Genomic DNA, 25273 nt, shown 5'->3' with positions numbered 1-25273 from the left:
GCGGCCCCCGCGGCGCCCCCGCCGCCCCCCCCCCCCCCCCCCCCCCCCCCCCCCCCCCCCCCCCCCCCCCCCCCCCCCCCCCCCCCCCCCCCCCCCCCCCCCCCCCCCCCCCCCCCCCCCCCCGCCGCCGGCGTCCTCGCCGCCTGGGAACCGGACCTGCTCGTCGTCGACAAGGCGCCCTGGGGGTTCCAGCAGGAGCTGCGCGGGGCGCTGACCCGGCTGCGCGCCACCGGCCGCACCCGCACCGTCCTCGGTCTGCGCGACGTCCTCGACCACCCCGCCGCCGCCGCCCGCGAGTGGCGGCGCGACGGCGGCGACGACGCGCTGCGCGCCGTCTACGACGAGGTGTGGGTCTACGGCGACGACCGCGTGCACGACGTGCGCACCGAGCTGGCCCCCGGCACCCCCGCGCCGGCCCTCGGCGCGCCCGTGCGCTTCCTCGGCTACCTCGCGCAGGGCCGGCGCGACGCCGGCGCCCCGCCGCTGCCGCGGCACCGCCCCGGCGCCCGCACCGTCCTGGCGAGCGTCGGCGGCGGCCAGGACGGCGCCGCCCTGACCCGCGCGCTGCTGCGCACCGCCCTGCCCGAGGGCGTCGAGCTGGTCCTGCTGCCCGGCCCCTTCGCGCCCGCCGACCTGCGCGCCGAGCTGGACGCGGCCGCCGCCGCCCGCGACGACCTGCACGTCGTCACCTTCACCGGCGCCGCCGCCGACTGGGCCGCCGAAGCCGACGCCGTCGTGTGCATGGGCGGCTACAACACGGTGTCCGAGGTGCTGGCCACCGGCACCCCCGCCCTCGTCGTGCCCCGCACCAGCCCCCGCCGCGAGCAGGAGGTCCGCGCCCGCGCCCTGGCCGCCCACGGCCACCTCGACGTCCTGCTCGCCCCGGGTCCGGCGCGGCTGTCCGCCTGGGTCGCCGGGGCGCTGGCCCGGCCCCGCGCCGCCCGCACCGGCATCGCCCTCGACGGCCTGGACGCCGTGCGCCGCCGCACCGGCGAGCTGCTGGCCGGCGCGCTGCTGGCCGGCGCGCCGTCGGCCGGTGAGCTGCCCGCCGCCCCCGCGCTCGCGACCGTCCCCGCCGCCCTCCCCGACCTCGCCGAGGTGCCCCGTGCCTGCTGAGACCGCCCCGCCCGTCGCGCGCCCGCGCGTCGGCTACGTCGTCAAGGTGTACCCGCGCTTCTCCGAGACGTTCGTCGTCCGCGAGGTCCTGGCCCGCGAGGCCCAGGGCGAGGACGTCGTCGTCGCCAGCCTGCGGCCCACCACCGACACCCGCTTCCACGCCCTGCTGGCCCGGGTCGCCGCCCCCGTCACGTGGCTGCCCGAGAGCGGCGGGCGCTCCAGCACCGCCCTGTGGTCCGCGCTGCGCCGCGCGCAGGAGCTCCCGCACCTGGCCGCGGCCCTGCCGCACCTGCTGGCCGAGGACGTCGACGTCGCCGCCCAGGCCGTCCAGCTCGCCGTCTGGGCCCGCGAGCAGCGCGTGACGCACCTGCACGCCCACTTCGCGTCCCTGCCCGGGCGCACCACGCGCCTCGCGGCGCTGCTGACCGGCCTGCCGTACACCGTCACCGCCCACGCCAAGGACCTGTTCGTCCACGGCGCCGGCCCCGACGGGCCCGACGGGCCCGTCTGCCCGCGGGTGGACGCCGTCCTCGCCGACGCCGCCGCCGTCGTCACCGTCAGCGACCACAACGTGGCCCACCTGGCCGCCCGCCACCCGCGGGCGCGCGCCGTGCGCGTCTACAACGGCCTGGACCTCGACGAGCTGCCGTGGAGCGCGCCCGCCCCCGGGCGCGTCGTGGCCGCCGTCGGGCGCCTGGTCCCGAAGAAGGGCTTCGACGTCCTGCTGGACGCCGTGGCCCTGCTGCGCGCCGCCGGCGACCCCGTCCGCCTCGACCTCGCCGGCAGCGGGCCGCAGGAGGCGGCGCTGCGCGAGCGGGCGCGCGCCGCCGGCCTCGACGGCGCCGTGCGCTTCCTCGGCCCGCAGCCGCAGCACGCCGTCGTGGACCTGCTGCGCCGCAGCGCCGTCTTCGCCGCCCCCTGCGTCGTCGCCGCCGACGGCGACCGCGACGGGCTGCCCACCGTCCTGCTGGAGGCGATGGCCGTGGGCACCCCCGTGGTCTCCACGCCCGTCACCGGGATCCCCGAGGCCGTCCTCGACGGCGTCACCGGCACCCTCGTGCCCGAGCGGGACCCCGCCGCCCTGGCCGCCGCGCTGCGCCGGCTCCTCGACGACCCGGAGCTGCGCCTGGAGCGCTCGCGCGCCGCCCGCCGCCTCGTCGAGGAGCGCTTCGACGCCCGCGACCAGGCCGCCCGGCTGCGCGCGCTCACCGAGGCCCCGGCGGTGGCGGCGTGAGCGCCGCGCCGCTGCCCGGCGTGCGCGCCGGCACCCGCGTCGTCGTCGTCTGCCTCGACCCGGGCGTGCCCGTCTTCGGCGGCAAGGGCTGCTCCGTGCACGTGCAGGAGGTGCTGCGCGTCCTGGCCGCCACGGGCGCCGACGTCCACGTCGTCACCACCCGCCCCGGCGGCCGTGCCTCCACCGCCCCCGCCGGGCTCGGTGGCGTGGTCGTGCACCACCTGCGGTTGCCGTCCGGGCGCACGAGCGCGCAGCGCGAGGAGGACCTCGTGGTCGCCGACGCCCGCGCCGGCGCCCTCGTGCGGGGCCTGCTGCGCGGCCAGGAGCGCGACGGGTTCGTCTACGAGCGGTACGCGCTGTTCAGCTGCTCGGCCCTGGAGGCCGCCCGCGACCTGGGCGTGCCCTCGGTGCTGGAGGTCAACGCCCCGCTGCCGCTGGAGCAGGCCCGCCACCGCAGCCTCACCGACACCGCCGGCGCCGACGAGCGCACCGCGCGGGCCCTGCGCGCCGCCCGGCACGCCGTGGCCGTCAGCCGGCCCGTCGCCGACTGGGCGTCCGCCGTCGCCGGGGTGCCGGTCGACGCCGTCCCCAACGGCGTCGACGTCGACCGCTTCCACCCCGCCGACCCGCGCCGGCCCGACGACGGGGGTGAGCTCGTCGTCGCCTTCGCCGGCGCGTTCCGCCCCTGGCACGGCGTCGGCCTGCTCGTCGAGGCAGCCGCCCGGCTGCGCGAGGTGCCCGGTCGCGACGTGCGGCTGCTGCTCGTGGGCGACGGGCCCACCCGCGCCGCCGACCTGGCGGAGGCCGCGCGCCTCGGGGTGGCCGTCGACGCCCCCGGTGCCCTGGCCCCGGCCGACGTGCCCGCCGCCCTGCGCGGCGCCGACGTGGCCGTCGCCCCCTACCCGCCGGGCCGGGCGTACTTCTCCCCGCTCAAGGTCGCCGAGTACCTGGCCTGCGGGCTGCCCACCGTCGCCGCCGCCGTCGGCGACCTCGCCGAGCGCTACCGCGACGAGCACGAGCTGCTGCTCGTGCCGCCCGGCGACGCCGCCGCCCTCGCCGCCGCCCTGCAGCGCCTGCGCGCCGAGCCCGCCCTGCGCGGGCGGCTGGCGGCCGCCGGCCGCCGCGCCGTCGTCGAGCGGGCGAGCTGGCGGCGCACCGTCGAGCTCAGCCTCGCCCCCGCCGTCCGCCGTGAGCTCCGCGAGGAGCTCCGCGAGGAGGTCCCCGCGTGAGCCGCCGCCGCTCCCCGCTGGCCCGCACCGCGCGCCTGGTCGCGCCCCACACGGAGGGATCGCGGTCCCTGGCGGCCGGCGGCCTGCTGACGCTGCTGGCCGAGGTGGCCTTCCGGCTGGCCGAGCCGTGGCCGCTGAAGTTCGTCATCGACTCCGTCGTCCCGGCCGCCGCCGGTGGCGAGCCGGCCGCCGGCACCACCCGCCTGGTCCTGCTCGCCGGGCTGGCGCTCGTCCTCGTCGCCCTCGGGCGCGCGGCCGCCGCCTACCTGACGAGCGTCGCGTTCGCCCTCGTCGGCTCGCGCACCACCACGCGGCTGCGCGCCGCCGTCCACGACCGGCTCCTGCACGCGGAGCCCGCCTTCCACGCCCGCGCCCGCACCGGCGACCTCGTCACCCGCGTCGTCAGCGACGTCGGGCGCGTGCAGGAGGCCGCCATCACCGCCGGGCTGCCGCTGCTGGGCAGCGTCGTCACCTTCGCCGCGATGGCCGCCGTCATGCTCGTCCTCGACCCGCTGCTGGCCGTGGCCGTCCTGGCCGTCGTCCCGCTGCTGCTGCTGACCGGCCGCCGCTCCAGCGCCCGCATCACCGACGCCTCCCGCGCCCAGCGCAGCCGCGAGGGCGCGCTGGCCGCCGACACGTCCGAGTCGTTCGCCAGCATCGGCTTCCTGCAGGCCTACGACCTGCAGCCGGTGCGGGCCGCTGCGTTCTCCTCCGCCAACGACGGCACCCTGCGCGACGGGGTCCGCGCGCGCCGGCTGGCCGCCGGGCTGGAGCGGCGCGTGGACGTCCTCGTCGGCGTCGCCACCGCGGTCGTCCTCGTCGTCGGCGCCCAGCGCGTGCTGGCCGGCGCCCTGAGCGTCGGCGACCTCGTCGTCTTCCTCACCTACCTCAAGGCCGCGTTCCGGCCCGTGCGGGACCTGGCCAAGCACACCGGCCGCATCGCGCGCGCCGCCGCCTCCGGCGAGCGCGTCGCGGACACCCTGGACCGCGCGCGGCCGCTGCCCGACGAGCCCGGCGCGCGCGAGCTGGCGCGCCTGCACGGCTACGTGCGGCTGGAGGGCGTCACCGTCGAGCGCCGCCCCGGCCACGCCGTGCTGCGCGGGGCGGACCTGGAGCTGCACCCGGGGGAGAAGGTCGCCGTCGTCGGCCCCAGCGGCGCGGGCAAGTCCACGGCGCTGCAGGTGCTGCTGCGCCTGGTCGACCCCGTCGGCGGGCGCGTCCTGCTCGACGGCCACGACGCGCGCCGGCTGCGCCGGTCCTCGGTGCGCGAGAGCACCGCCGTCGTCCTGCAGGAGCCGGTGCTGTTCGCGGCCAGCGTGCGCGACAACGTCCGGCTGGGCCGGCCCGGCGCCACCGACGCGGAGGTCGAGGCCGCCGTGCGGGCGGTCGGCGCGCACGAGTTCGTCAGCGCCCTGCCCGACGGCTACGACACCGTGGTCGCCGAGCGCGGCGGCTCCCTGTCCGGCGGGCAGCGCCAGCGGCTGGCCATCGCCCGCGCCATGCTGCGCCAGCCGGGCCTGCTGCTGCTGGACGAGCCGACCACGGGCCTGGACGCCGCCTCGACCGCCACGGTGCTGGACGCGCTGCGCCGGCTGGCCGAGGGGCGCACGACGCTGCTGGTCACCCACGACACCTCGCTGCTGTCGTGGTGCGACCGGGTGGTGGAGCTGCGCGACGGCCGCTTCGCCGACGTCAGCGCCCGGTACGGGGTGGGCGCGGCGGCTGCGGGGGCTGCGGGGGAGCGGCGGGACGAGCGGGTGCGGGCGTGAGCGCGGCGACGGCCCCCGGCGCCGCGGAGGCGGTGGAGGCGGTGGACGCGGTGGACGCGCCCGCGCTGGACCCGGTCCTGCCGGCCCTCGCCCTCGCGCTCGACGACGCCCGGCTGCGCGGCTGGGCCGCCCGGCGCGGCGTCGCGCTGCCCGCGGGCGCCCGCGTGGACCGGCTGCGCTGGAAGCCCGGCACGAGCGTGCGGGCCGCCGTCGACCCCGGTGACGGCGGGCCGTGGTGGCTGCTGCTGGGGTACGGGCCCGGGGACGGCGGCAAGGCGGGCAAGGACCTGCGGGCCGCGGCGGGCCGCCCGCGCGCGGTGGACCCCGCCGCGCGGGCCGTCCTCGTGCCCGCGGCCGCCGACCGGGGACTGCCGGCGCTGCGCCGGCACGCCGACCTCGCGGCGGCGCGGGTCCTGGCCCACAACCCGGCCCGGCGCGCCGTCCTGGCCGCCGGGGCTGGCGAGGACGGCGGCCTGGTCGTCAAGGTCCACGCCGACACCGCGACGGCGGCCCGCTCGGTGCGCGCGGCGGCGCTGGCCGCCCGCGCCGGGGTGGCCGTCCCGACGGCCCGGCTGCGCGACGCGCACGTGGCCGAGCAGGAGCTGCTGGCCGGTGCGGCGCTCGACGCGGTCGGGGACGGGGGCGGGCACCCGGTCGCGGAGGAGGTCGCGGGGGAGGTCGCGGAGCTGCTGCGCGGCTGGTGGGCGGCCGACCCCGCCGCGCTGCCGGGGCTGCCCGTCCTGGCGCCCGCCGCGCTGGCCGCGTCGGTGCGCGCCGCGCTCACCGGGCCGCTGGCCCTGCCCGCCGGCGACCGCGCCCGCGCCCGGGACCTGGCCGGCCGCTGGCAGCGGGCCGCCGACCGGCACCCGGGCGTCCTGGTCCCGCGCGCCCCCGCGCACGGCGACCTGTCCGCCGACCAGGTGCTGCGCGGCCCGGACGGGCGCCTGGTGCTGCTGGACCTGGACCGCGCCGCCGTGGCGCCCACGGGCTGGGACGCCGCCGTGTGGCGGGCCGCCGCGACCGCGGCCGCCCCGGCGGGCGCCCCGGGGGGCGACCCGGGGGGTGACCTGGCGGGGGCGCTGCTGCCCGGTGCCGCGCCGCACCCGCTGCTCGTGGCGGCGGCCGCCGCGCTGCGGCTGCCCGAGCCCTTCCGCCGCCGCCGCCCCGACCACGCCGCCCGCGCCGGTGCGCTGCTCGCGCTCGCCGGGCGGGCCCTGGAGGAGGTCCCGTGCTGACCCCGACCGCGCCACCCGCCCCGCCCGCCCCGCCCCGCCCGGGGACCGGCGCCGGGCCCGGCGACCTCGCGCTGCCCGCCCCGCCGGGGGTGCGCTGGCGCCGCGCCTGGCCCGGGAAGGACGGGCGCCTCGTCCTGGAGGGCGCCGACGCCGCCGGGCGGGTCGTCGCCGCCACCGCCCGCCCCGTGCTGCGCGACGGCCTGCTCGCGGGCGCCGGCGACCTCGCCGTCGTCGGCGACGACCCGCGGCTGCCCGCCCTGGCCGCGCTGCGGGCGGGCGGGGCGGTGCTGACGGCCCACCGCGCCGGGAAGCGGGCCGTCCTGCGCGAGGGACCGCCCGGCGCGCCGCGCGCGTTCGTCAAGGTCGCCGGCGCCCGCGCCACCCGCACCGCCCTGGACCGGCTGGCCGCCCTGGGCGCGGTCCTCGACGCGTCCGGCGTCCCCGCCCCGCCCCGGCTCGTCGAGGTCCTCGACGCCGACCCCGCCGCCGGCGTGCTGCGCCTCGCGCCCGCGCCCGGCCGCGACCTGACCTCGCTGCTGGCGCGCGCCGGGACGGCCGGGTGCCGGGCCGCGGGCCGCGCGACGGGCCTCGCGCTCGCGGCGCTGGCCACCGCCCCGGCCACCTCCCGTCCCGCCGGCCCCGCGCTGCCCGTGCACACCGGCGCCGACGAGGCCGCGGTCCTGACCCGCTGGGTGGGCGACGCCCGCGCGCACGGGGTGCTGCCCCCGGACCTCGCCGCCGCGCTGGAGCGCGCCGCCGCCGACGTCGCCGCCGCCCTGCGCGACGCCGGTCCCGACGCGCCCGCACCGCTCGTCCCCGCCCACCGCGACCTGCACGACGGGCAGGTCCTCGTCGGCGGCGACGCCTCGGGGCGCGTCGTCCTCCTGGACGTCGACACCGCCGCCCTGGCCGACCCGTGCCTGGACGCCGGCAACCTCCTGGCCCACCTCGACCTGGCGCGGCTGCTGCTGGGGCCCGCCCGCGCCGGGGCCGTCGACGCCCTGGAGGACGGCCTGCGCGCCGGGTGGGCGCAGGCCGGGCACCCCCTGCTCGCCGCCGGTCCCCGGCGGCTGGAGCTGCACCGCGCGGCCGCCCGGCTGCGCGTGGTCGCCGTCCACGCCTTCCGCGGCCGGGCCCGCCTGCTGGCTCCGCTCGCGCGCCCGGCACAGTGGGAGGCGTGAGCGCGCAGGACCCGACCAGGACGCGGCGCCGGGCGCGCGCGGGCCTCGTGGCGCGCCGCCTCGTCGTCGCGCTCGTCACCCTCGTCGCGCTCGCGGTCATCGCCGTGGCCGCCGACATCGCCGCCCGCGGCTGGGCGACCGACCGGGTGGCCGCCGAGCTGCAGCGCAGCGAGGGCCTGCCCGAGGCGCCGGAGGTGAGCGTCGCCGGGGGCTCGTTCCTGCTGCAGGCCGCCCGCGGCCGCTTCGAGGACGTCACGGTCACGGCCGCGCGCTGGCCCACCGACGGCGTCGAGCTGCGCGACGTGCGGGCGCGTGTCCCGCGGGTGGACGTCCCGCGGTCCGTGCTGCTGGGCCGGGGCGGCACGGTGGACGTCGCCGCGGGCACGGTGCGCGCGGACCTGCCGTGGGCGCAGCTGTCCGAGCAGGCCTCGGTCGGGGGGATCCCCGTGGAGGTCTCCCGCGCCGGGGAGGACCTGCGCGGCACCACCGGCTTCTCCGTCTTCGGCCGCCGCGTCGACCTGTCCCTCGTCGTGGCCCCGCAGCTGGTGCCGGGGGCGGTCGCGCTGGAGCCGCGCTCGGCGGCCGTGGCCGGGCAGGAGGTCTCCCTGCGCGAGGCCCGCCGCGTCGCCGGCCTCGTCGGGTCCACCCTGCTGGACGGCTGGACCGTCCCGCTGGACGACGTCCCGCCGCAGGTGGACCTGACCGCGCTGACCGTCACCGACGACGGGGTGCGGGTGGACGGGGCGCTGCGACCGACCGCCCACGACGTGCCCTGAACCGCCCCGCGGCGGCACCGGCGCGATCTCGTGCCACGCTCCTGGGCGTGACCTTCACCGCGGACCCCGCGCGCTACGACGCGATGCCCTACCGCCGCTGCGGCCGCAGCGGCCTGGACCTGCCGGCCGTCTCGCTCGGCTTCTGGCACAACTTCGGCGACGACAAGCCGTTCCAGACCCAGCGCGACATCGTCCGGCGCGCCTTCGACCTGGGCATCACCCACTTCGACCTCGCGAACAACTACGGACCGCCCTACGGCAGCGCGGAGACGAACTTCGGCCGCCTGGTGCGCGAGGACCTGCGCCCGTACCGCGACGAGCTGGTCATCTCCTCCAAGGCCGGGTGGGACATGTGGCCCGGCCCGTACGGCGACCACGGCTCGCGCAAGTACCTCACGGCCTCGCTGGAGCAGTCGCTGCGGCGCATGGACCTCGACTACGTCGACGTCTTCTACCACCACCGCCCGGACCCGGCGACGCCGCTGGAGGAGACGATGGGCGCGCTCGACGCGATCGTCCGCTCCGGCAAGGCCCTGTACGTGGGCCTGTCCAGCTACGGGCCCGAGCGCACCGCGGAGGCCGCGCGCATCCTGCGCGAGCTCGGCACGCCGCTGCTGATCCACCAGCCCTCGTACTCGATGTTCAACCGCTGGATCGAGGGCGGCCTGCTGGACGTGCTGGAGCGCGAGGGCGTCGGCTGCATCCCGTTCACGGCGCTCGCGCAGGGTCTGCTGACCGACCGCTACCTGGACGGCGTGCCCGCGGACTCCCGCGCGGCGCAGGGCAAGTCGCTGGACCCGGGGATCCTCACCGAGGAGAACCTGCGCCGGATCCGGGGCCTGCACGAGATCGCCCGGGGCCGCGGTCAGACGCTGGCGCAGCTGGCGCTGTCGTGGGTGCTGCGCGACCGGCGGGTCACGACGACGCTCATCGGCGCCAGCAGCGTGCAGCAGGTGGAGGACAACGTCGCGGCCGTCTCGCGGCTGGAGTTCACGCAGGACGAGCTGGACGCGATCGACGAGTTCGCGGTCGACTCCGGCGTCGACCTGTGGGCGCAGCCGCGCCTGTCCGCCGGCGACTGACCCCCGCCCCGGGCCACCGCTGACGACTCCCGGCGCGCTCACCACCCCTCCCGCGACGGGGATGGGTGGCGAGCGCGCCGGGAGTCGAGCGGGCGAGGCGGGTCAGTCGAGCTCGACGGTGCTGGGCCGCTTGCCCGTGCGCGTCGGCACCAGCGCGATGACGATCCCCAGCACGGCGATGACGCTGAGCAGGGCCGTCATGGCGTAGTTGATGTTGAAGGGGTTGCCCTCCGGGTCGCCGAGGATCGAGTACCCGAAGACCGCCAGACCGCCCATCACCAGCGCCAGCAGGACGCCGTACCAGCGCGCCAGCCGGGCCGTGCGCCGCCCCAGCAGCCCCAGCGCGCCGACGACGACGAACACCGCGCTGGTCAGCGGGTTGATCGTGAACTCCAGCAGCGACGTCTGGAGGTCACCGCGCGTCCAGTCGCCGAACCCGGAGACCGCGAACCCGGCGACGCCCACCAGCAGGAGGACCACCGCGGCGACCAGCGACAGGTGCTGACCGGCGGTCGTGCGCGGCCGCCCGGTCGCCGTGCGTCCCGACATGTCGAGGCTCATGCCGGAGACCTACCCGCTCGGGCGCTCCCGGAAACCCCTGCGCGGCCGGCGCCACGGCCGGTGCTACGGTCGCCCGCGACACGGGGTGCCCCGCACGGGCGGGGCTGAGATCACACCCGTCGAACCTGACGCAGGTAATGCTGACGAAGGGATGTCACGCGTGGCAGCCGTCCCCGCACCCGAGCTGAGCGACGCCCGCACCGCGGTGCGCGAGCAGGCCCCGCTGGTGCAGTGCCTGACCAACTCCGTCGTGCAGACGATCAGCGCGAACGTCCTCCTGGCCGCGGGCGCCGCCCCGGCCATGGTCGACAGCGTGGAGGAGTCCGCCGCGTTCGCGGCCGTCGCCTCCGCGGTGCTGGTCAACGTCGGCACCATCGACGGCGTGCGGGCCTCGGCGATGCACGTCGCCGCGGCCGCCGCCCGCGCCGCGGGGCGCCCGTGGGTGCTCGACCCGGTCGCCGTGGGCGGCCTGCCGCTGCGCACCCGCGTGGCCCGCGAGCTGCTGGAGCACCGCCCGGCCGTGGTGCGCGGCAACGCCTCCGAGGTCCTCGGCCTGGCCGGCGCCGGCGCCGGCGGGCGCGGCGTGGACTCCACCGCGGGCGCCGAGGAGGCCGTGGCCGCCGCGCGCGAGCTGAGCGCCCGCACCGGCGGCGCCGTCGCCGTCTCCGGCGAGGTGGACGTCCTCGTGGCCGGCGAGCGCACGGTGCGGCTGGCCGGCGGCTCGCCGCTGCTGACCCGCACCACGGGCGCCGGGTGCGCGCTCGGCGCCCTGACGGCCGCCTACGCCGCCGTCACCGCCGACCCGCTGGTGGCCGCGGTCGCCGCGCACGCCCACGTCGGCCTGGCCGCCGAGCGCGCCGCGGCCGTCGCCGCCGGGCCGGGCACGTTCGCCGCCGCGTGGGTGGACGCCCTGGACGCCGTCGACGGCCCCGCGCTGGCCGCCGCGCTGGGCGACGGGCGGCTGCGCTGATGCCGGTCGTGCCCGCCGCCGGGCGCGCCCCCGGCTCGGCCCGCGAGCGCTTCGACCCCTCCCTGTACCTGGTGACCGACACCGCCCTGTGCGGCGACCGCGGTGTCGTGGACACCGTGCGCGCCGCCGTGGCCGGCGGCGTGAGCGCCGTGCAGGTGCGCGCCAAGGACGCCGCCGACCGCGAGCTGCTGGAGCTGGTGCGCCGCGTGCGCGACGCGCTGGCCGGCACGGGCGTCGCCCTGCTCGTCGACGACGCCGTGGACGTGGCGCTGCTGGCCGGCGCCGACGGCGTGCACCTGGGCCAGTCGGACCTGCCCGCCGAGGAGGTCCGCCGCCTGGTCGGCCCCGACCTGCTGCTGGGGCTGTCCGTCTCGGACGTGGCGGGCGTGCGCGCCGCGCCCGCCGGGGCGCTGGACTACCTGGGCGTCGGCCCGGTGTGGGCCACGCCCACCAAGCCGCTGGCCGCGCCGCCGCTGGGCCCGGGCGGCGTGCGGGAGGTCGTCGCCGCGGCCGCCGAGCGCGCCCTGCCGTGCGTGGCGATCGGCGGCGTGCACGGGCACAACGTCGAGCAGCTGCGCGGGCTGGGCCTGGCGGGCACCTGCACGGTCTCGGAGGTGTGCGCGGCCGAGGACCCGGCCGCCGCGGCCGCCGGCCTGCTGGCCCGGTGGCGGGCGTGAGCGCCGCGCGGGTCGCCCTGAGCGTCGCGGGCAGCGACCCCAGCGGCGGCGCCGGCGTGCAGGCGGACCTGAAGACCTTCGGGGCGCTGGGCGCCTACGGCACGGCCGTCCTGACGGCGCTGACGGCGCAGAGCACCCGCGGCGTCGCCGGGGTGCACCCCGTCCCGGCGGACTTCGTGCGCCGGCAGCTGGACGTCCTGCTCGACGACGTCGCCGTGCACGCCGTCAAGGTCGGCATGCTCGGCTCGGCGGACGTCGTGCGGGCCGTGGCGGGCGTGCTGCGCGAGCGCGGCGCCGGGCCGCTCGTGCTGGACCCGGTGATGGTCGCCACGAGCGGCGACCGGCTGCTGGACGCCGACGCCGTGGACGCGCTGCGCACCGAACTGCTGCCGCTGGCGGCCGTCGTCACCCCCAACGTGCCCGAGGCCGCGGTCCTGCTGGACGCGCGGCCGGCGCGCACGGTGCAGGAGTGCGTCGACCAGGCCGAGGAGCTGCACCGCCGCTGCGGCGCCACCGTCCTGCTCAAGGGCGGGCACCTGGACGGCGGCGACAGCGTCGACGTCCTCGCCGGCGCGGGGCGCACCGCGCTGGTGGGCCGGCCGAGGCTCGCCACCACCGCCACGCACGGCACGGGCTGCACCCTGTCCTCCGCGCTGGCGGCGCTGGCCGCCCGCGCGGGCGCGCCGCCGGAGCCCACCACCGCCGGGTGGCTGCCGCTGGTGGAGGAGGCCCGCGACTACCTGCAGGGGGCGCTCGCGGCGGGCGCCGGCCTGGGCGTCGGCTCCGGCCACGGCCCCGTCGACCACTTCCACGCCCACCCCCGCACCCCCGGACGGACCCTCGGAGGAGCCGCCTCGTGACCTTCACCACCGACGCCTGGGCCCGCACCGCCGGCCTGCGCGCCGCGATCGACGGCTCGGCGTTCCTCGCCGCCCTCGGCGACGGCACCCTGGACCCGCGCAGCTTCCGCCACTACCTGGAGCAGGACGAGCTCTACCTCGCCGGGTACGGGCGGGCGCTGGCCCTGCTCGCCGCGCGCAGCCCGCAGCCGGCGGCCTCGGCGTTCTGGGCCACGTCGGCCGCGGGCGCCTCGGTCGTGGAGTCCGCGCTGCACGCGGACCTGCTGGCCTCGGGGCTGCTGCCGCCCGCCGAGGGCGCACCGGTCGCCTCGCCCACGACGCTCGGCTACGTCTCCTACCTCGTGGCGACGGCGGCGACGGCGCCCTACCCCGTGGCGGCCGCGGCCGTGCTGCCGTGCTTCTGGGTGTACGCCGACGTGGCGGCCCGCCTGGCGGCCGCGGCGCGGGCGTCCTCGGCGGCGTCCTCGGCGGCGGGGGAGGACGGCGCCCGTCCGGAGCACCCGTACGCCCGCTGGATCGCGACCTACGACGCGCCGGGCTTCCAGGAGTCGGCGGCCACGGCCCGCGACCACGTGGACGCGGCCGCCGAGGGGGCCGGCGCCGCGACGCTCGCGGCGATGCACGAGGCGTTCGCCACGGCCACGCGCTACGAGCACCTGTTCTGGGAGACCTGCCTGGAGCGCGAGACGTGGGAGCTGCCGCTCGCCTGACCCGTCGCCCCGTCGTGGTCGTGGACGCTTGAGCGCTCAACCGTGCATGATCGGCGCGTGGCGCGCGGACCGGCGGGTGAACGCGAGGTGTCCGGGCTGGGACAATCACCCGTGATGGACACCTCGCAGGCCACCTCCAGGGCGACCGCGACCGCCGTCACCGCTCCAGCACCGGGGCCGTCGTCGGCGCGCGACCCCCTGCTCGACGGCCTGCGCACGGTGGCCCTCGTCCGGGTCGTCCTGTGGCACGCGGTCGCCGCGGCCTGGCTGAGCTGGGTGTTCCCGGCCATGCCGGTGATGTTCTTCCTCGCCGGCTCCCTGCTGGCCGTCTCCGTCGGCCGCCGCGGCGGCCGGCGCGGGCCGGCCTGGCTGCGCACCGCCGCCAAGCGCGCCCGCCGCCTGCTCGTGCCGTTCTGGGTGTACGCCGTCGCGGTCGTCGCCGTCACCTACGTCACCTGGTGGACGGCCCCGGCCGGCGAGGGCGGCGACGCCCCTGGCCGGCGCGAACTGCTGCCGTGGGTCCTGCCGCTGCTGACGCCGGTGTCCCCGGAGGGGCAGCAGGGGTGGCTGACGTCCCACCTGTGGTACGTCACCGACTACCTGTGGCTGCTGCTGCTGGCGCCCGTCGTCCTGTGGTGCGCGCGCGGGCCGGCCCGCACGCTCGGCACCCTCGTGGTCGCCCTGGCGGGACTGGCGGCGCTGGAGGTCGGCCCGCAGTACGGCTGGCCGACGCTGGCCGGCTGGCCGCGCACGGCCGTCGGCGACCTCCTCTGCTACGGCAGCTTCGCCGTGCTGGGCGCCGCGTGGGCGCGCTCGCGCCGCGCCCGCTCCACGGGCCCCGCCGGGCGCCCGGCGGTGGACGCCCCGCGCCGGCGCGTGCCCGGTGCCGTGCTCGTGGCCGCCGGAGCCGCCCTCGTCGCCGGCGCGCTGGCCCTGACCCGCGTGCTGCCGCTGGAGCGGTGGTCGCTGAACAACTCGTGGCTGCTGCTGGCGCTGGCCTCGCTGGGCTGGCTGCTGGGCCTGGCGGCCTTCGAGCGGCCGCTGCGCGCCCTGTCCGGCTCGGCCCGCCTGTCGCCGCTGGCCCGCGGCTTCACCGCGCGCGCCGTGACGATCTACCTGTGGCACCCGGCGATGATCGTGCTGGCGCGCACCGGTGTGGACCGCTGGGGCCTGGACGCCGGCACCGCGACCGGGATCGCCGTCGTCCTGGCCGTCACGGCCGCCGGCACCCTGCTGGCCGTCCTGGCGCTCGGCTGGGTCGAGGACCTGGCCGGCGGGCGGCCGCCGCGGCTGTGGCCGGGCCGGCGCGGGCGCCGGCTGGCGCGCCCGCTGGGCCGCGTCGGGACGCCCGTCACCGTGCTGTCCTCGGCGGCCGCCACGAGCGCGCTCGTCGTCGCCCTCGCCGGCGCCTTCCAGGGCGGGCTGAGCCCCTCCCTGGGCGCCATCCCCGGCCCCAGCGACCGCGAGGCCCTCGGCCAGTCCGCCTTCAGCGCGGACGCCGACCCCGTCCAGGTGCTGCCGCACCGCACCGAGCCGCTGGCCGAGCTGCCCGCCGACGCGCTGCAGCAGCGCCTGGACGAGTGGGTCGCCTCCGTCGACGGCATCGACGCCGGCAGCGTGGCCGTCGTCTCCGGCGACGCCGTGTGGGAGGGCACCACCAGCTCGCAGGTCGGCGAGGGCCTCGCCGTCGGCCAGGAGGTGCAGGCGGCGTCCCTGACCAAGAGCGTCACCGCCGCGCTCGTCCTGCAGGAGTGGACGGCCGGCACCGTCGACATCGACGCCCCCGTGCCCGACCTCCCCGGCATCCGCGTCCCCGCGGACCTGGAGGTGCCCACCCCGCGCCAGCTCATGCGGCACGCGGGCGGCCTGCTGCCGTACCAGGACTCCCCGGCCTACGACCCGGAAGCGCTCTACAGCGCCGAGGACGTCGTCCAGCTGTCGCTGGACGAGCCGCAGGTGTTCGAGCCCGGCACGAGCGTGGCCTACTCCAACTCCGGCTACCTGTGGCTGGGGCTGCTGCTGGAGGACGTCACCGGCCAGCGCTTCGGCGACCTGGTCGCCGAGCGCCTGGCCGCCCCGCTGGGACTGACGACGTTCCGCGTCGACGAGACCGAGCTGCCCGGCTGGGTGGGCTCCTCCTCCGGCGGCCTGTGGGCCTCCCCGGGCGACCTGGCCCGCTGGTACTCCCTGCTGGTGGAGACCGACGCCGTGCTGACCGACGAGGCGCGCCGGGAGATGCTCGCCGTCGACGACCTCACCGTCGGCACGGGCATCTGGCCGTTCTGCCTGTGCGGCACCGACGACGAGGGCCGCAACTGGGCCGCCGGGTGGGGTCAGCTCATCGCCGCCGGCGGGGCGATCGACTACCCCGCCGAGCGGGTGGCCGTCATGGCGTACCTGCTCCCCGAGGGGCAGCTGGCGCTGGACTCGATGCCCGGCCTGGCCGGGGCGCTGCTGGAGGTCCTGCCCGGCCGCCAGCTCCCCGACCAGCTGCCCGAGCCCGCCCAGCCCTGACGGGTGGGCGCGCGCGGCTCGTGCGAGGCTCGGGGCTGTGACGAGCCCCGCCCCGGACCCCGCCACCCGCCCCGACGGCAGCACCGGCCCCACCGGCTCCGTGGTCGTCGTCAACTGCGGCAGCTCCTCGGTCAAGCTCGCCCTCGTCGACCCCGTCACGGGGGAGCGGGCGCTGTCCTGCCTGGGCGAGCGGCTGGGCACCCCCGACGCCGTCGTGCACATGCGCACCGCGCAGGGCACCCGCACGATCACCCCGGCCGCCAGCACCCACCGCGGGGCCCTGGCGCACGTGCTGCAGCGCCTGCTGGACATGGACCTGCCGCCGCTGCTGGGCGTGGGCCACCGCGTCGTGCAGGGCGGTTCCGTCTTCCACGGCTCGGTGCGGATCGACGACCGGGTGCTGGCCCGCATCTCCGAGCTGTCCGCGCTCGCGCCCCTGCACAACCCGGCCAACGTCTCCGGCATCGAGGCCGCCCGCGCGGTGCTGCCCGAGCTGGAGCACGTCGCCGTCTTCGACACCGCCTTCCACCAGACGATGCCCGAGCGCGCCTACCGCTACGCCGTGCCGGCCCGCTGGTACGAGGAGTACGGCGTGCGCCGCTACGGCATGCACGGCACCAGCCACCGCTTCGTCTCCCGCCGGGCCACCGAGGTGCTCGAGCGCGACGCCGGCCTCGACCCGGCCTCCTCGCGCCTGGTCGTGGCCCACCTGGGCAACGGCTGCTCGGCCACCGCCGTCCTCGGCGGGCGCTCCGTGGACACCACGATGGGCCTGACGCCGCTGGAGGGGCTGGTCATGGGCACCCGCTCCGGCGACCTGGACCCGGCCGTCGTCGAGCTCGTCGCCGACCGCACCGGCCTGGACGCCGCCGCGGTCGTCAAGCAGCTGAACTCCGAGTCGGGCCTGCTGGCCCTGTCCGGGCTGTCCAACGACGTGCGCACCCTGACGGAGGAGGCCGCGGCCGGGCACGCGGGCGCGAAGCTGGCCCTGGACGTCTTCGTGCACCGCGCCGCCAAGCACGTGGCCGCGCTCACCGTCCCCCTGGGCGGGCTGGACGCCCTCGTGCTGACCGGCGGCATCGGTGAGAACGCCGTCGAGGTCCGCTCCCGCCTGCTGGCGTCGCTGCGCCACCTGGGGCTGGAGGAGGACCCGGCCGCCAACGCCGAGCACGGGCGCGGCTCCGTCCCCGCCGGGCGCATCACCGTCGACCGGCCCGGCCCGCTGGCGCTGGTGGTGCCCACCGACGAGGAGCTGCTCATCGCCCGCGACACCGTGGCCCTCGTCCACGACCGCTGACCACCCCGCCAGCCCCGCCAGCCCGAGAAGCGCCGGAGGACCGTCCCGTGGCCCGCACCCTGCTCGTCGTCCCCACCGGCCACGGCGCCGGCCTGACCTCCACCTGCCTGGGCCTGCTGCGCGCCCTGGACGCGCGCGGCGTGGCCGTCGGGTTCCACAAGCCGCTGGCCCAGGCGACCCGCGGCGGCGAGCCGGACCGCTCCGTGGCGCTCGTGCGGCTGACGACGTCGCTGGAGCCGGCCGAGCCCATCGCCGCCGGCCGCGTCGTGGAGCGCCTCAGCCGCGGCGAGGTGGACGACCTCATGGAGGAGGTGGTCGCCTCCGCCGAGGGCGTGCTGGCCGCCCACGACGTCGTCGTCGTCGAGGGCCTGGCCCCCTCGGCCGACCAGGTGTTCTCCGGGCGCGTCAACCAGGCGCTGGCCGTCGCCCTGGACGCCGACGTGCTGCTCGTGGGCGCGGCCGGCGCCGACGGGGCCGACCCGGGCGCCGCCGAGCGCATCGCCGAGGACATGGCCGTCACGGCGGGCACGTACCGGGCGGGGGAGGGGCTGCGCGTCGTCGGCGGTGTCGTGTCCCGCTGGCCCGTGCCCGAGGACCCCGAGACCGCCGTCGGCCGGATCGCCGCCCTGCGCGGGGCGCTGGAGCACCACGGCATCCCGCTGGTGGGCGCGGTGCCGTTCCGCAGCGACCTGACCTGGCCGCGGGTGCGCGACCTGGTGCGCCAGCTGGACGTGGACGTCCTGACCCACGGCGACCAGCAGCGGCGCGTCAAGGAGGTCGTCGTCGCCGCCCAGGCGGTCCCGGGGATGCTGCCGCTGCTGCGCGAGGGCCGGCTGATCCTCGTGCCGGGCGACCGGCACGACGTCGTCCTGTCCGCCTGCCTGGCTGCCCTCAACGGCGTGCGCCTGGCGGGGCTGCTGCTGACCGCCGGGGTGGCGATGGACCCGCGGGTGGCCGACCTGACCCACGCGGCCGCCGCCACCGGTCTGCCGATCCTGCTGACGGGCCGCAGCACCTACGCGACCGCCACCGCCGTGAACCGCCTGGACCCCGAGGTGCCCGCCGACGACGCCGAGCGGGCGCTGGCGGTCACCGGCACGGTCGCCGACGCCCTGGACCCGGCGTGGCTGGCGGGGCTGCCCGGCTCCCAGCACACCCCGCGGCTGTCCCCGGCGGCGTTCCGCCGTCGCCTGACGACGCTGGCCGCCGAGCGGGTGCAGCGCATCGTGCTGCCCGAGGGCACCGAGCCGCGCACGGTGCAGGCGGCGGCGCTGTGCGCCGAGCGCGGCATCGCCCGGCCCGTCCTGCTCGCGGCCCCCGACGAGGTCGCCGCCGTCGCCGCCGGGCTGGGGATCGCGCTGCCCGAGGGCGTGGAGGTGCTCGACCCGGCCGGGCTCGTCGACCGCTACGTCGACGTGCTGGTGGAGGCCCGCAAGCACAAGGGCCTGCAGCCGGACGTGGCGCGCGACTCGCTGGCCGACCCGATCGTGCTGGGCACGACGATGCTGCAGGCCGGGGACGTCGACGGCCTGGTGGCCGGCGCGGTGCACACCACCGCGGCCACGGTCCGCCCGGCGCTGCAGATCGTGCGCACCAAGCCGGGCGCCAAGCTCGTCTCCAGCGTCTTCTTCATGTGCCTGCCCGACGACGTCGTCATCTACGGCGACTGCGCGGTCAACCCCGACCCGGACGCGGAGGAGCTGGCCGACATCGCGCTGCAGAGCGCGGCGTCGGCGCGCGCGTTCGGCATCGAGCCGCGCGTGGCGATGATCAGCTTCTCGACCGGGTCCAGCGGCGCCGGTTCCAGCGTCGACAAGGTCGCCGAGGCCACCCGCATCGCGCGCGAGCGCGAGCCCGACCTGGTCATCGACGGCCCGCTGCAGTACGACGCGGCCGCGGTGGCGTCGGTGGCGCGCTCGAAGGCGCCGGACTCGCCCGTCGCCGGGCGCGCCACGGTCTTCGTCTTCCCGGACCTCAACACGGGCAACACGACGTACAAGGCGGTGCAGCGCAACGCGGGCGTCATCTCCGTCGGCCCGATGCTGCAGGGCCTGGCCAAGCCCGTGAACGACCTCTCGCGCGGCGCGCTGGTCGACGACATCGTCTACACGATCGCGCTCACCGCGATCCAGGCCTCGCGCGGCTGAGCGCCGCGGGGGCGGGCGCGGGAAGGTCCCGCGCCCGGTCGCTGTTAAGCTCATCGTGACGGCTGCACGCCGTCCACTCAGCGGGCGAGCCGCCCGCGAGGTCGCTTGAGTCTCATCCTCCGACCAGCGCGCAGCGCACCGCTGCGCCCACGAGCCGGGGGCCGACCGCTGTGCGGCCGCCGATCCCTCTGTGGAGCGCTTTCACGCATGCCTGAGCAGTACCGTTCCTCCCGCCCGTCCTTCGACGGCGACAACCCCTACGGCGAGCGCCGCGGCGCCCGCGCCTACCGCTCCGACGACCGTCGCGGCGGTGACCGCGGCGGCTACCGCGGGTCCTCCTCCTCCGACCGCGGCGGCTACCGCGGCTCCGGCGGCGGCGCCTACGGCGGCTCCTCCGGCCGCGGCGGCTACCGCGGCAACCGCTCCGGCCCGCCGCGCAGCCCCCGCTCCTTCGCGCCGTCCCCGACCGAGCAGGCCCTCACCGCGGCCGAGCAGGTCGAGGTCCCCGAGGCGACCTTCGCCGAGCTGGGCCTGCCGGCCGAGCTCGTCGCCGCGCTGGAGAAGCGCGGGATGACCGCGCCGTTCGCCATCCAGGCGCGCGTCCTGCCCGACGGCATCGCCGGCCGCGACGTGCTGGGCCGCGCCCGCACGGGCTCCGGCAAGACGCTGGGCTTCGGCCTGCCGATGCTGGCGCGCCTGGCCGCCGGCACCCGCACCCGCATCACGGGCGCCCCCCGCGGCCTGGTGCTCGTGCCCACCCGCGAGCTGGCGATGCAGGTGGCCGACGCGCTGCGCCCGCTGGGCGACTCCCTGGGCCTGCGGATGGCCGTCGTCGTCGGCGGTGTCCCCTACGGCCGCCAGATCGCCGCGCTGCAGCGCGGCGTCGACGTCCTCATCGCCACCCCGGGCCGGCTGGTGGACCTCGTCGAGCGCGACGCCGTCTCCCTGGGCGAGGTGCGCGTCTCCGTCCTGGACGAGGCCGACCACATGGCCGACCTGGGCTTCCTGCCCGGCGTCCGCGCGATCCTGGAGGGCACCAGGCCCGACGGGCAGCGGATGTTCTTCTCCGCCACCCTCGACCGCGGTGTCGAGGCCCTGGTGAAGGACTTCCTCGTCGACCCGGTGTTCCACGCCGTGCCGGCCGAGCCGGACTCCGTGGGCAACATGGAGCACCGCGTGTTCGCGCTGCGCCCGCACGACAAGCTCCCGGTCCTCACGGAGATCTCGCAGCGCCCCGCGCGCAGCATCTTCTTCGTGCGCACCAAGCTGGGCGCGCAGCGCCTGGCCGACCAGCTGCGCGAGGCCGGCGCCCCGGCCGAGGCCATCCACGGCGACCTGCGCCAGGCGCAGCGCTCCAAGGCCATCGACGCGTTCTCCGCCGGCGAGACCCGCGTCCTCGTCGCCACCGACGTCGCCGCCCGCGGCATCCACGTCGACGACGTGGACCTCGTCGTGCACGTGGACCCGCCGAACGACCACAAGGACTACCTGCACCGCTCCGGCCGCACCGCGCGCGCCGGCGCCAAGGGCACCGTCCTGGCGATCGCGCTGCCCGACCAGGTCCGCCGCTACGGCTGGCTGCACCGCGACGCCGGTGTGGACGCCAACGCCGTCGAGCACGTCGCGGCCGGTGACGACACCGTGCGCGCGGTGGCCGAGTCGGGTGAGCCGGTGGTCGTCAAGCCGCGCACCCGTCCCGAGCGCGACGGCCGCGGCCCGCGCCGCGGCGGCCCCCGCCGCGACGGCGGCTTCCGCGGCGGGCCCCGCCGCGACGGCGGCCCGCGCCGCGACGGCGGGTTCCGCGGCGGTCCGCGCCGCGAGAGCGCCCCGCGCGACTGACCGTCCCGCAGCACCGCCAGGCTCCCGTCGCCCCCGTCCAGCACCCGCTGGGCGGGGGCTCGGCGCGTGGGGCACCGGTGGCCCCGCAGTGGCCCCGCAGTGGCCCCGTGCGGTGGCGGGGGCGGCGCCGGGTCGTGAGGATGAGGCCCGTCCGCGCACCCGAACCCGTCTGGAGGGCACATGCCCACGCGCACCGCACGCACCGCCTGGAACGGCACCCTGGAGGAGGGCTCCGGCCAGGTCGAGCTGTCCAGCTCGAAGGTCGGCACCTACGACGTCTCCTTCCCGAAGCGGGCGGCCGACGAGGCCGGGGGGACGACGAGCCCCGAGGAGCTGATCGCGGCGGCGCACTCGTCCTGCTACGCGATGCAGCTGTCGGCGCTGCTCGCCGAGGCGGGCGGCACCCCGGAGAGCCTGGAGGTCACCGCCGACGTCTCGCTGGGCCCGGACCCGGCCGGGGGCTTCCGCCTCACCGGCATCAAGATCACCGTGCGCGGCGAGGTCAGCGGCCTGGACGCCGACGGCTTCGCGGAGGCGGCGCAGGCGGCCAAGGAGACCTGCCCGGTCTCCAAGGCCCTCACCGGTGTCGACATCTCGCTGGACGCCTCGCTGGACTCCTGAGGTCCCGCGCGCGACCTCGACCACGAGCGCCCGGTCCCCGCGGGGGGCCGGGCGCTCGCGCGTCCGGGTGGCTCCGGCACCGGCCTGGCGCGCGGCCCTCAAGCGCCGCCGCGGCGGTGACGACGACCGTGGGGTGCCAGAGGTGACGAGCGGCGGCGCCGCGGACTTCGCGGCGGCCGCCACCCTCGTGCTGGGCGACCTGCGCCGGCGCCTGGGCCTGGACCACTGGTGGGTCGCGCGCCGCGACGGGGACGACCACGTCGTCCTGGCGGTCGCCGAGCCGCCCGCGGTGCCCCACCACGTGCCGGGCGCCGTCACGCCGTGGCGCACCAGCTTCTGCCGGATGGTCGCGCGCGGCGGGGCCCCGGCCGCCGTGGGGCGCGTCGCCCTGCGCCCGGACGTCGCGTCGGCCTACGCCGCCCACGAGACCGGGGGCGTCGTCGTGGGGGCCACCCTCTCGGTGCAGCTGCTGTCACCGGCCGGGCAGGTCCTGGGCACGGTGTGCGGCGTGGGGCGCGAGGAGGTGCCGGACCTGGAGGAGCTCCTGCCCGCCGTGCGCGTGCAGGCCGCGGCCCTGGGGCTGCTGCTGCACCAGGAGCTGGCCCTGGCCGAGGAGGCCCGCCGCGCCGAGCGCGCGGAGCGGGCCGCCGCCACCGACCCGCTGACGGGGCTGGCGAACCGGCGCGCGTGGGACGCGGCCGTGCGGGCCGAGGAGTCGCGGGCGCGCCGGCACGCCACCACGGCGGCCGTGGTCGTCCTCGACGTCGACGGCCTCAAGGAGCGCAACGACCACCACGGGCACGCCGCCGGCGACCTGCTGCTGCAGCAGGTCGCGACCCTGGTGGCCGGCCGGGTCCGCGCCCGCGACCTCGTGGCCCGCCTGGGCGGGGACGAGTTCGGCCTCCTGCTGCCGGGCACGGACGCGGCCGGTGCGCGCCGGCTGGCGGAGGACCTGCGCGCGGCACTGAGGGGGGCGGGCGCGGGCGTGTCGGTGGGCGTGGCCGCCCGCCGGCGCCCGGACGACCTGGCGGAGGCCTGGGCGCGCGCCGACGCGGCCATGTACGCCGAGAAGGCGGCGCGCCGCGGGCGCGGCGCCCCGGCGGCTCCCGCCCCGACCGCCGTGGCGGCTCCCGCGCCCGCACCGGCTGCCACGTCCCCCCGGACCGCCTTCGCGGGCGCGGCCGGCGACGACCCGGTCGACGCCCTGCTGGCGACCGTGCGCGAGCAGCTGGGCGCCGACCTGGCCTACGTCAGCACCCTCGTGGACACGGGCGACGGCGCGCACCGGCGGCTGCGCAACCTCGTCTCCCCGCACCCGCTGCCGGTCGCCGTCGGCCACGTCGAGCCGCTGGACGGCAGCCTGTGCCAGACCGTCGCCACCACCCGCGAGCCGGTCGTCGTGCCCGACCTGGCCGCAGCGCCGTGGGCCGACTCCCGCGGGCACCGCGCGTGGGGCCTGCGCTCCTACGTGGGGGTGCCGCTGCTGCGCCGCGACGGCAGCCTCTACGGGACGCTGTGCACGGTCTCGCTGCGCCCGGACCCGCAGCTGCGCGAGCGCGACGCGGGCGTCCTGCAGGCCGTCGCCGGGGCCGTGGTCGAGCTGGCGGAGGGGCAGGACCGCGAGGACGACGCCCGCCGGGCGGTCCGCCGCCGCCTGGACGACCTGCGCGCGGCCGGCGGCCCGCGCATGGTCTTCCAGCCGGTGGTGGACCTGGCCACCGGGGCGAGCGCCGGCGTGGAGGCGCTCAGCCGCTTCCCGGACGGCACGCCCCCCGACCGCTGGTTCGCCGACGCGGCCGCCGCAGGGGCGGGCCAGGAGCTCGAGCTGGCGGCGGCGCGCGCCGCGCTGCCCGCGCTGGACGCCCAGCCGGGCTTCCTGGCGCTCAACGCCTCCCCGGCCACCGTCCTGGCGCCCGCGTTCGCGCGCCTGCTGGCGCCGCTGCCGCTGGGGCGCGTCGTCGTGGAGATCACCGAGCACGTCCCGGTGGACGACTACTCCGCGCTGCGGGCGGCGCTGGCCCCGCTGCGGGCCGCGGGCCTGCGGGTGGCGGTGGACGACACCGGCGCCGGGTACGCGAGCATGCGGCACGTCCTGGCGCTCGTGCCGGACCTGCTGAAGCTGGACGTCAGCCTCGTGCGCGACCTGGACGGGCACCCGCCGCAGCGCGCCCTGGTGGCCGCGATGGCCGCCTTCGCCGCGTCCACCGGCGCGCGCACCGTCGCCGAGGGCGTCGAGACGGCCGCGGAGCTGGCGGTGCTGCGCGAGCTGGGCGTGGACCTGGCGCAGGGCTACCACCTGGCCCGTCCCGGCCCGCTGCCCGCGCCGGCCCCCGAGCCGGCGGTGGGAGGGGACGCGGGGCAGGACCCTCAGGCGACCGGCGGGGCCAGCGGGTCCAGGCGGGCGCGGGCCCGGGCCAGGTCCCAGCCGCGCGCGGCCACCCACGCGTCGTCGTAGTAGGTGTCCAGGTAGCGGTCGCCGTCGTCGCAGATGAGGGTGACGACGCTGCCCGCACGGCCCTCGCGGCACATCCGGTCCACGAGGTCCAGCGCCACGACGAGGTTCGTGCCGGTCGAGGCGCCCGCGCGGACCCCCAGCCGCTCGTGCAGCAGCCGGGCCGCGGCCACCGACTCCTCGTCGGGCACCGTGACGACCTCGTCGACGACGCCCGGCACGAACGAGGGTTCCACCCGCGGCCGGCCGATGCCCTCGATCCGCGAGCCGGGCCCGGTGACGTCCCGCGAGCCGGTGCGCCACGCCCGCGCGAACACCGATCCCTCCGGGTCGGCGACGGCCAGGCGGGTGGCGTGCCGCTGGTAGCGGCAGTACCGCCCGATGGTGGCGCTGGTGCCGCCGGTGCCCGCGCCCACGACGATCCACGCCGGTTCGGGGTGCCGCTCCAGCGCCATCTGCTCGAAGATCGAGCAGGCGATGTTGTTGTTGCCGCGCCAGTCGGTGACGGTGGAGGCCTGCCCGAACTGGTCCAGGTAGTGGTGCCCGGGCCGCGCGCCGAGCTCCTCGGCGACCGCGTACACGGCGCCGGGGTCGTCGACCAGGTGCACCCGCCCGCCCTGGCGGCGGATCAGCCCGAGCTTGGCCGGGGCCGTGGAGCGGGGCACGACGGCCGTGAACGGCAGCCCCAGCATCCGCGCGAAGTACGCCTCGGACACGGCCGTGGACCCGCTGGAGGCCTCCACGAGCGTGGTGCCGGGCCCGATGTCGCCGTTGGCCAGGCCGAAGAGGAACAGCGAGCGGGCCAGGCGGTGCTTCAGCGAGCCGGTGGGGTGCGTCGACTCGTCCTTGAGGTACAGGTCCACGCCCCACGCGGGCGGCAGCGGGAACACCCGCAGGTGGGTGTCGGCGCTGCGGTTGCCGTCGGCCTGCACGAGGCGCACGGCCTCGTGCACCCACGCGCGCGCGTCCCCGGCGACCCCGCGACCGTCCACCCCGCGACCGT

Annotated in this window: 20 protein-coding genes and 1 riboswitch; of the genes, 18 read left to right on the top strand and 2 right to left on the bottom strand. The window is 78.8% G+C overall.

Annotation, left to right across the window (positions count from 1 at the left end; all coding sequences use genetic code 11):
* Window positions 1-345: 345 nt before the first annotated feature.
* The 8 genes from ACRYMY_RS08200 to mgrA are packed head-to-tail and all read left to right on the top strand — an operon-like array spanning window position 346 to window position 9622.
* Entirely contained in the window at window positions 346-1116 is a 771-nt protein-coding gene (locus tag ACRYMY_RS08200; protein WP_432546770.1) for a glycosyltransferase, read from the top strand.
* Window positions 1106-2350 (top strand): glycosyltransferase, encoded by a 1245-nt coding sequence (locus ACRYMY_RS08195; RefSeq protein ID WP_432546769.1) that lies wholly within the window; start codon window positions 1106-1108, stop codon window positions 2348-2350. The genes ACRYMY_RS08200 and ACRYMY_RS08195 overlap by 11 nt, the downstream gene beginning before the upstream one ends.
* Window positions 2347-3579, top strand: a complete 1233-nt coding sequence (locus tag ACRYMY_RS08190) for a glycosyltransferase family 4 protein (protein WP_432546768.1) — start codon at window positions 2347-2349, stop codon at window positions 3577-3579. The genes ACRYMY_RS08195 and ACRYMY_RS08190 overlap by 4 nt, the downstream gene beginning before the upstream one ends.
* Window positions 3576-5348 (top strand): ABC transporter ATP-binding protein, encoded by a 1773-nt coding sequence (locus tag ACRYMY_RS08185; RefSeq protein WP_432546767.1) that lies wholly within the window; start codon window positions 3576-3578, stop codon window positions 5346-5348. The genes ACRYMY_RS08190 and ACRYMY_RS08185 overlap by 4 nt, the downstream gene beginning before the upstream one ends.
* On the top strand, window positions 5345-6583 hold the full coding sequence (locus ACRYMY_RS08180) for a hypothetical protein (RefSeq protein WP_432546766.1): 1239 nt from the start codon (window positions 5345-5347) through the stop codon (window positions 6581-6583). The genes ACRYMY_RS08185 and ACRYMY_RS08180 overlap by 4 nt, the downstream gene beginning before the upstream one ends.
* Window positions 6577-7764, top strand: coding sequence for a phosphotransferase family protein (locus ACRYMY_RS08175; RefSeq protein WP_432546765.1), 1188 nt, complete (start codon window positions 6577-6579; stop codon window positions 7762-7764). The genes ACRYMY_RS08180 and ACRYMY_RS08175 overlap by 7 nt, the downstream gene beginning before the upstream one ends.
* On the top strand, window positions 7761-8540 hold the full coding sequence (locus ACRYMY_RS08170; protein ID WP_432546764.1) for an LmeA family phospholipid-binding protein: 780 nt from the start codon (window positions 7761-7763) through the stop codon (window positions 8538-8540). The genes ACRYMY_RS08175 and ACRYMY_RS08170 overlap by 4 nt, the downstream gene beginning before the upstream one ends.
* 47 nt (window positions 8541-8587) lie before the next feature.
* Window positions 8588-9622 carry an L-glyceraldehyde 3-phosphate reductase gene (gene mgrA, locus ACRYMY_RS08165; RefSeq protein WP_432546763.1) on the top strand — a complete coding sequence of 345 codons (1035 nt, stop codon included), beginning with the start codon at window positions 8588-8590 and terminating at the stop codon, window positions 9620-9622.
* Window positions 9623-9724: 102 nt separating this feature from the next.
* On the opposite strand, the gene ACRYMY_RS08160 is transcribed toward mgrA, so the two are convergent.
* The gene (locus tag ACRYMY_RS08160; protein ID WP_432546762.1) at window positions 9725-10183 is read right to left on the bottom strand and encodes a DUF4383 domain-containing protein; all 459 of its coding nucleotides are present in this window, start codon (window positions 10181-10183) and stop codon (window positions 9725-9727) included.
* A gap of 71 nt (window positions 10184-10254) precedes the next feature.
* Window positions 10255-10352: riboswitch (TPP riboswitch) on the top strand.
* Between ACRYMY_RS08160 and thiM the strand changes: the two genes are divergently transcribed.
* The 10 genes from thiM to ACRYMY_RS08110 all read left to right on the top strand — a co-directional run bounded on the left by thiM (window position 10335) and on the right by ACRYMY_RS08110 (window position 24273).
* The gene (gene thiM, locus ACRYMY_RS08155) at window positions 10335-11153 is read left to right on the top strand and encodes a hydroxyethylthiazole kinase (RefSeq protein WP_432546761.1); all 819 of its coding nucleotides are present in this window, start codon (window positions 10335-10337) and stop codon (window positions 11151-11153) included. (Overlaps the previous riboswitch by 18 nt.)
* Complete coding sequence (thiE, locus tag ACRYMY_RS08150) at window positions 11153-11830, top strand: thiamine phosphate synthase (protein WP_432546760.1); 678 nt, start codon at window positions 11153-11155, stop codon at window positions 11828-11830. The genes thiM and thiE overlap by 1 nt, the downstream gene beginning before the upstream one ends.
* Complete coding sequence (gene thiD / locus ACRYMY_RS08145) at window positions 11827-12690, top strand: bifunctional hydroxymethylpyrimidine kinase/phosphomethylpyrimidine kinase (RefSeq protein WP_432546759.1); 864 nt, start codon at window positions 11827-11829, stop codon at window positions 12688-12690. The genes thiE and thiD overlap by 4 nt, the downstream gene beginning before the upstream one ends.
* Complete coding sequence (locus ACRYMY_RS08140; RefSeq protein WP_432546758.1) at window positions 12687-13400, top strand: TenA family protein; 714 nt, start codon at window positions 12687-12689, stop codon at window positions 13398-13400. Before thiD ends, ACRYMY_RS08140 begins: the two co-directional genes overlap by 4 nt.
* 114 nt (window positions 13401-13514) lie before the next feature.
* Entirely contained in the window at window positions 13515-15914 is a 2400-nt protein-coding gene (locus tag ACRYMY_RS08135; RefSeq protein ID WP_432546757.1) for a serine hydrolase, read from the top strand.
* 37 nt (window positions 15915-15951) lie between these two features.
* Complete coding sequence (locus ACRYMY_RS08130; protein WP_432546756.1) at window positions 15952-17211, top strand: acetate/propionate family kinase; 1260 nt, start codon at window positions 15952-15954, stop codon at window positions 17209-17211.
* 47 nt (window positions 17212-17258) lie between these two features.
* On the top strand, window positions 17259-19358 hold the full coding sequence (gene pta, locus ACRYMY_RS08125) for a phosphate acetyltransferase (RefSeq protein WP_432546755.1): 2100 nt from the start codon (window positions 17259-17261) through the stop codon (window positions 19356-19358).
* A gap of 207 nt (window positions 19359-19565) precedes the next feature.
* Complete coding sequence (locus tag ACRYMY_RS08120; RefSeq protein ID WP_432546754.1) at window positions 19566-21197, top strand: DEAD/DEAH box helicase; 1632 nt, start codon at window positions 19566-19568, stop codon at window positions 21195-21197.
* A gap of 180 nt (window positions 21198-21377) precedes the next feature.
* A complete protein-coding gene (locus tag ACRYMY_RS08115) occupies window positions 21378-21818 on the top strand; it encodes an OsmC family protein (RefSeq protein ID WP_432546753.1) in 441 nt (146 codons plus the stop codon).
* A 133-nt stretch (window positions 21819-21951) separates the two neighbouring features.
* Window positions 21952-24273, top strand: a complete 2322-nt coding sequence (locus tag ACRYMY_RS08110; protein ID WP_432546752.1) for a bifunctional diguanylate cyclase/phosphodiesterase — start codon at window positions 21952-21954, stop codon at window positions 24271-24273.
* On the opposite strand, the gene ACRYMY_RS08105 is transcribed toward ACRYMY_RS08110, so the two are convergent.
* Complete coding sequence (locus ACRYMY_RS08105) at window positions 24186-25262, bottom strand: PLP-dependent cysteine synthase family protein (RefSeq protein WP_432546751.1); 1077 nt, start codon at window positions 25260-25262, stop codon at window positions 24186-24188. The two genes, ACRYMY_RS08110 and ACRYMY_RS08105, sit on opposite strands and share 88 nt — an antisense overlap.
* Between the last annotated feature and the right edge of the window lie 11 nt (window positions 25263-25273).

The sequence above is a fragment of the Kineococcus haloalkalitolerans genome, assembly GCF_050871905.1.
Taxonomy (GTDB): Bacteria; Actinomycetota; Actinomycetes; order Actinomycetales; family Kineococcaceae; genus Kineococcus.
Note: the sequence above shows the minus strand (reverse complement) of the source record. Positions and strands in the feature narration are given on the sequence as shown.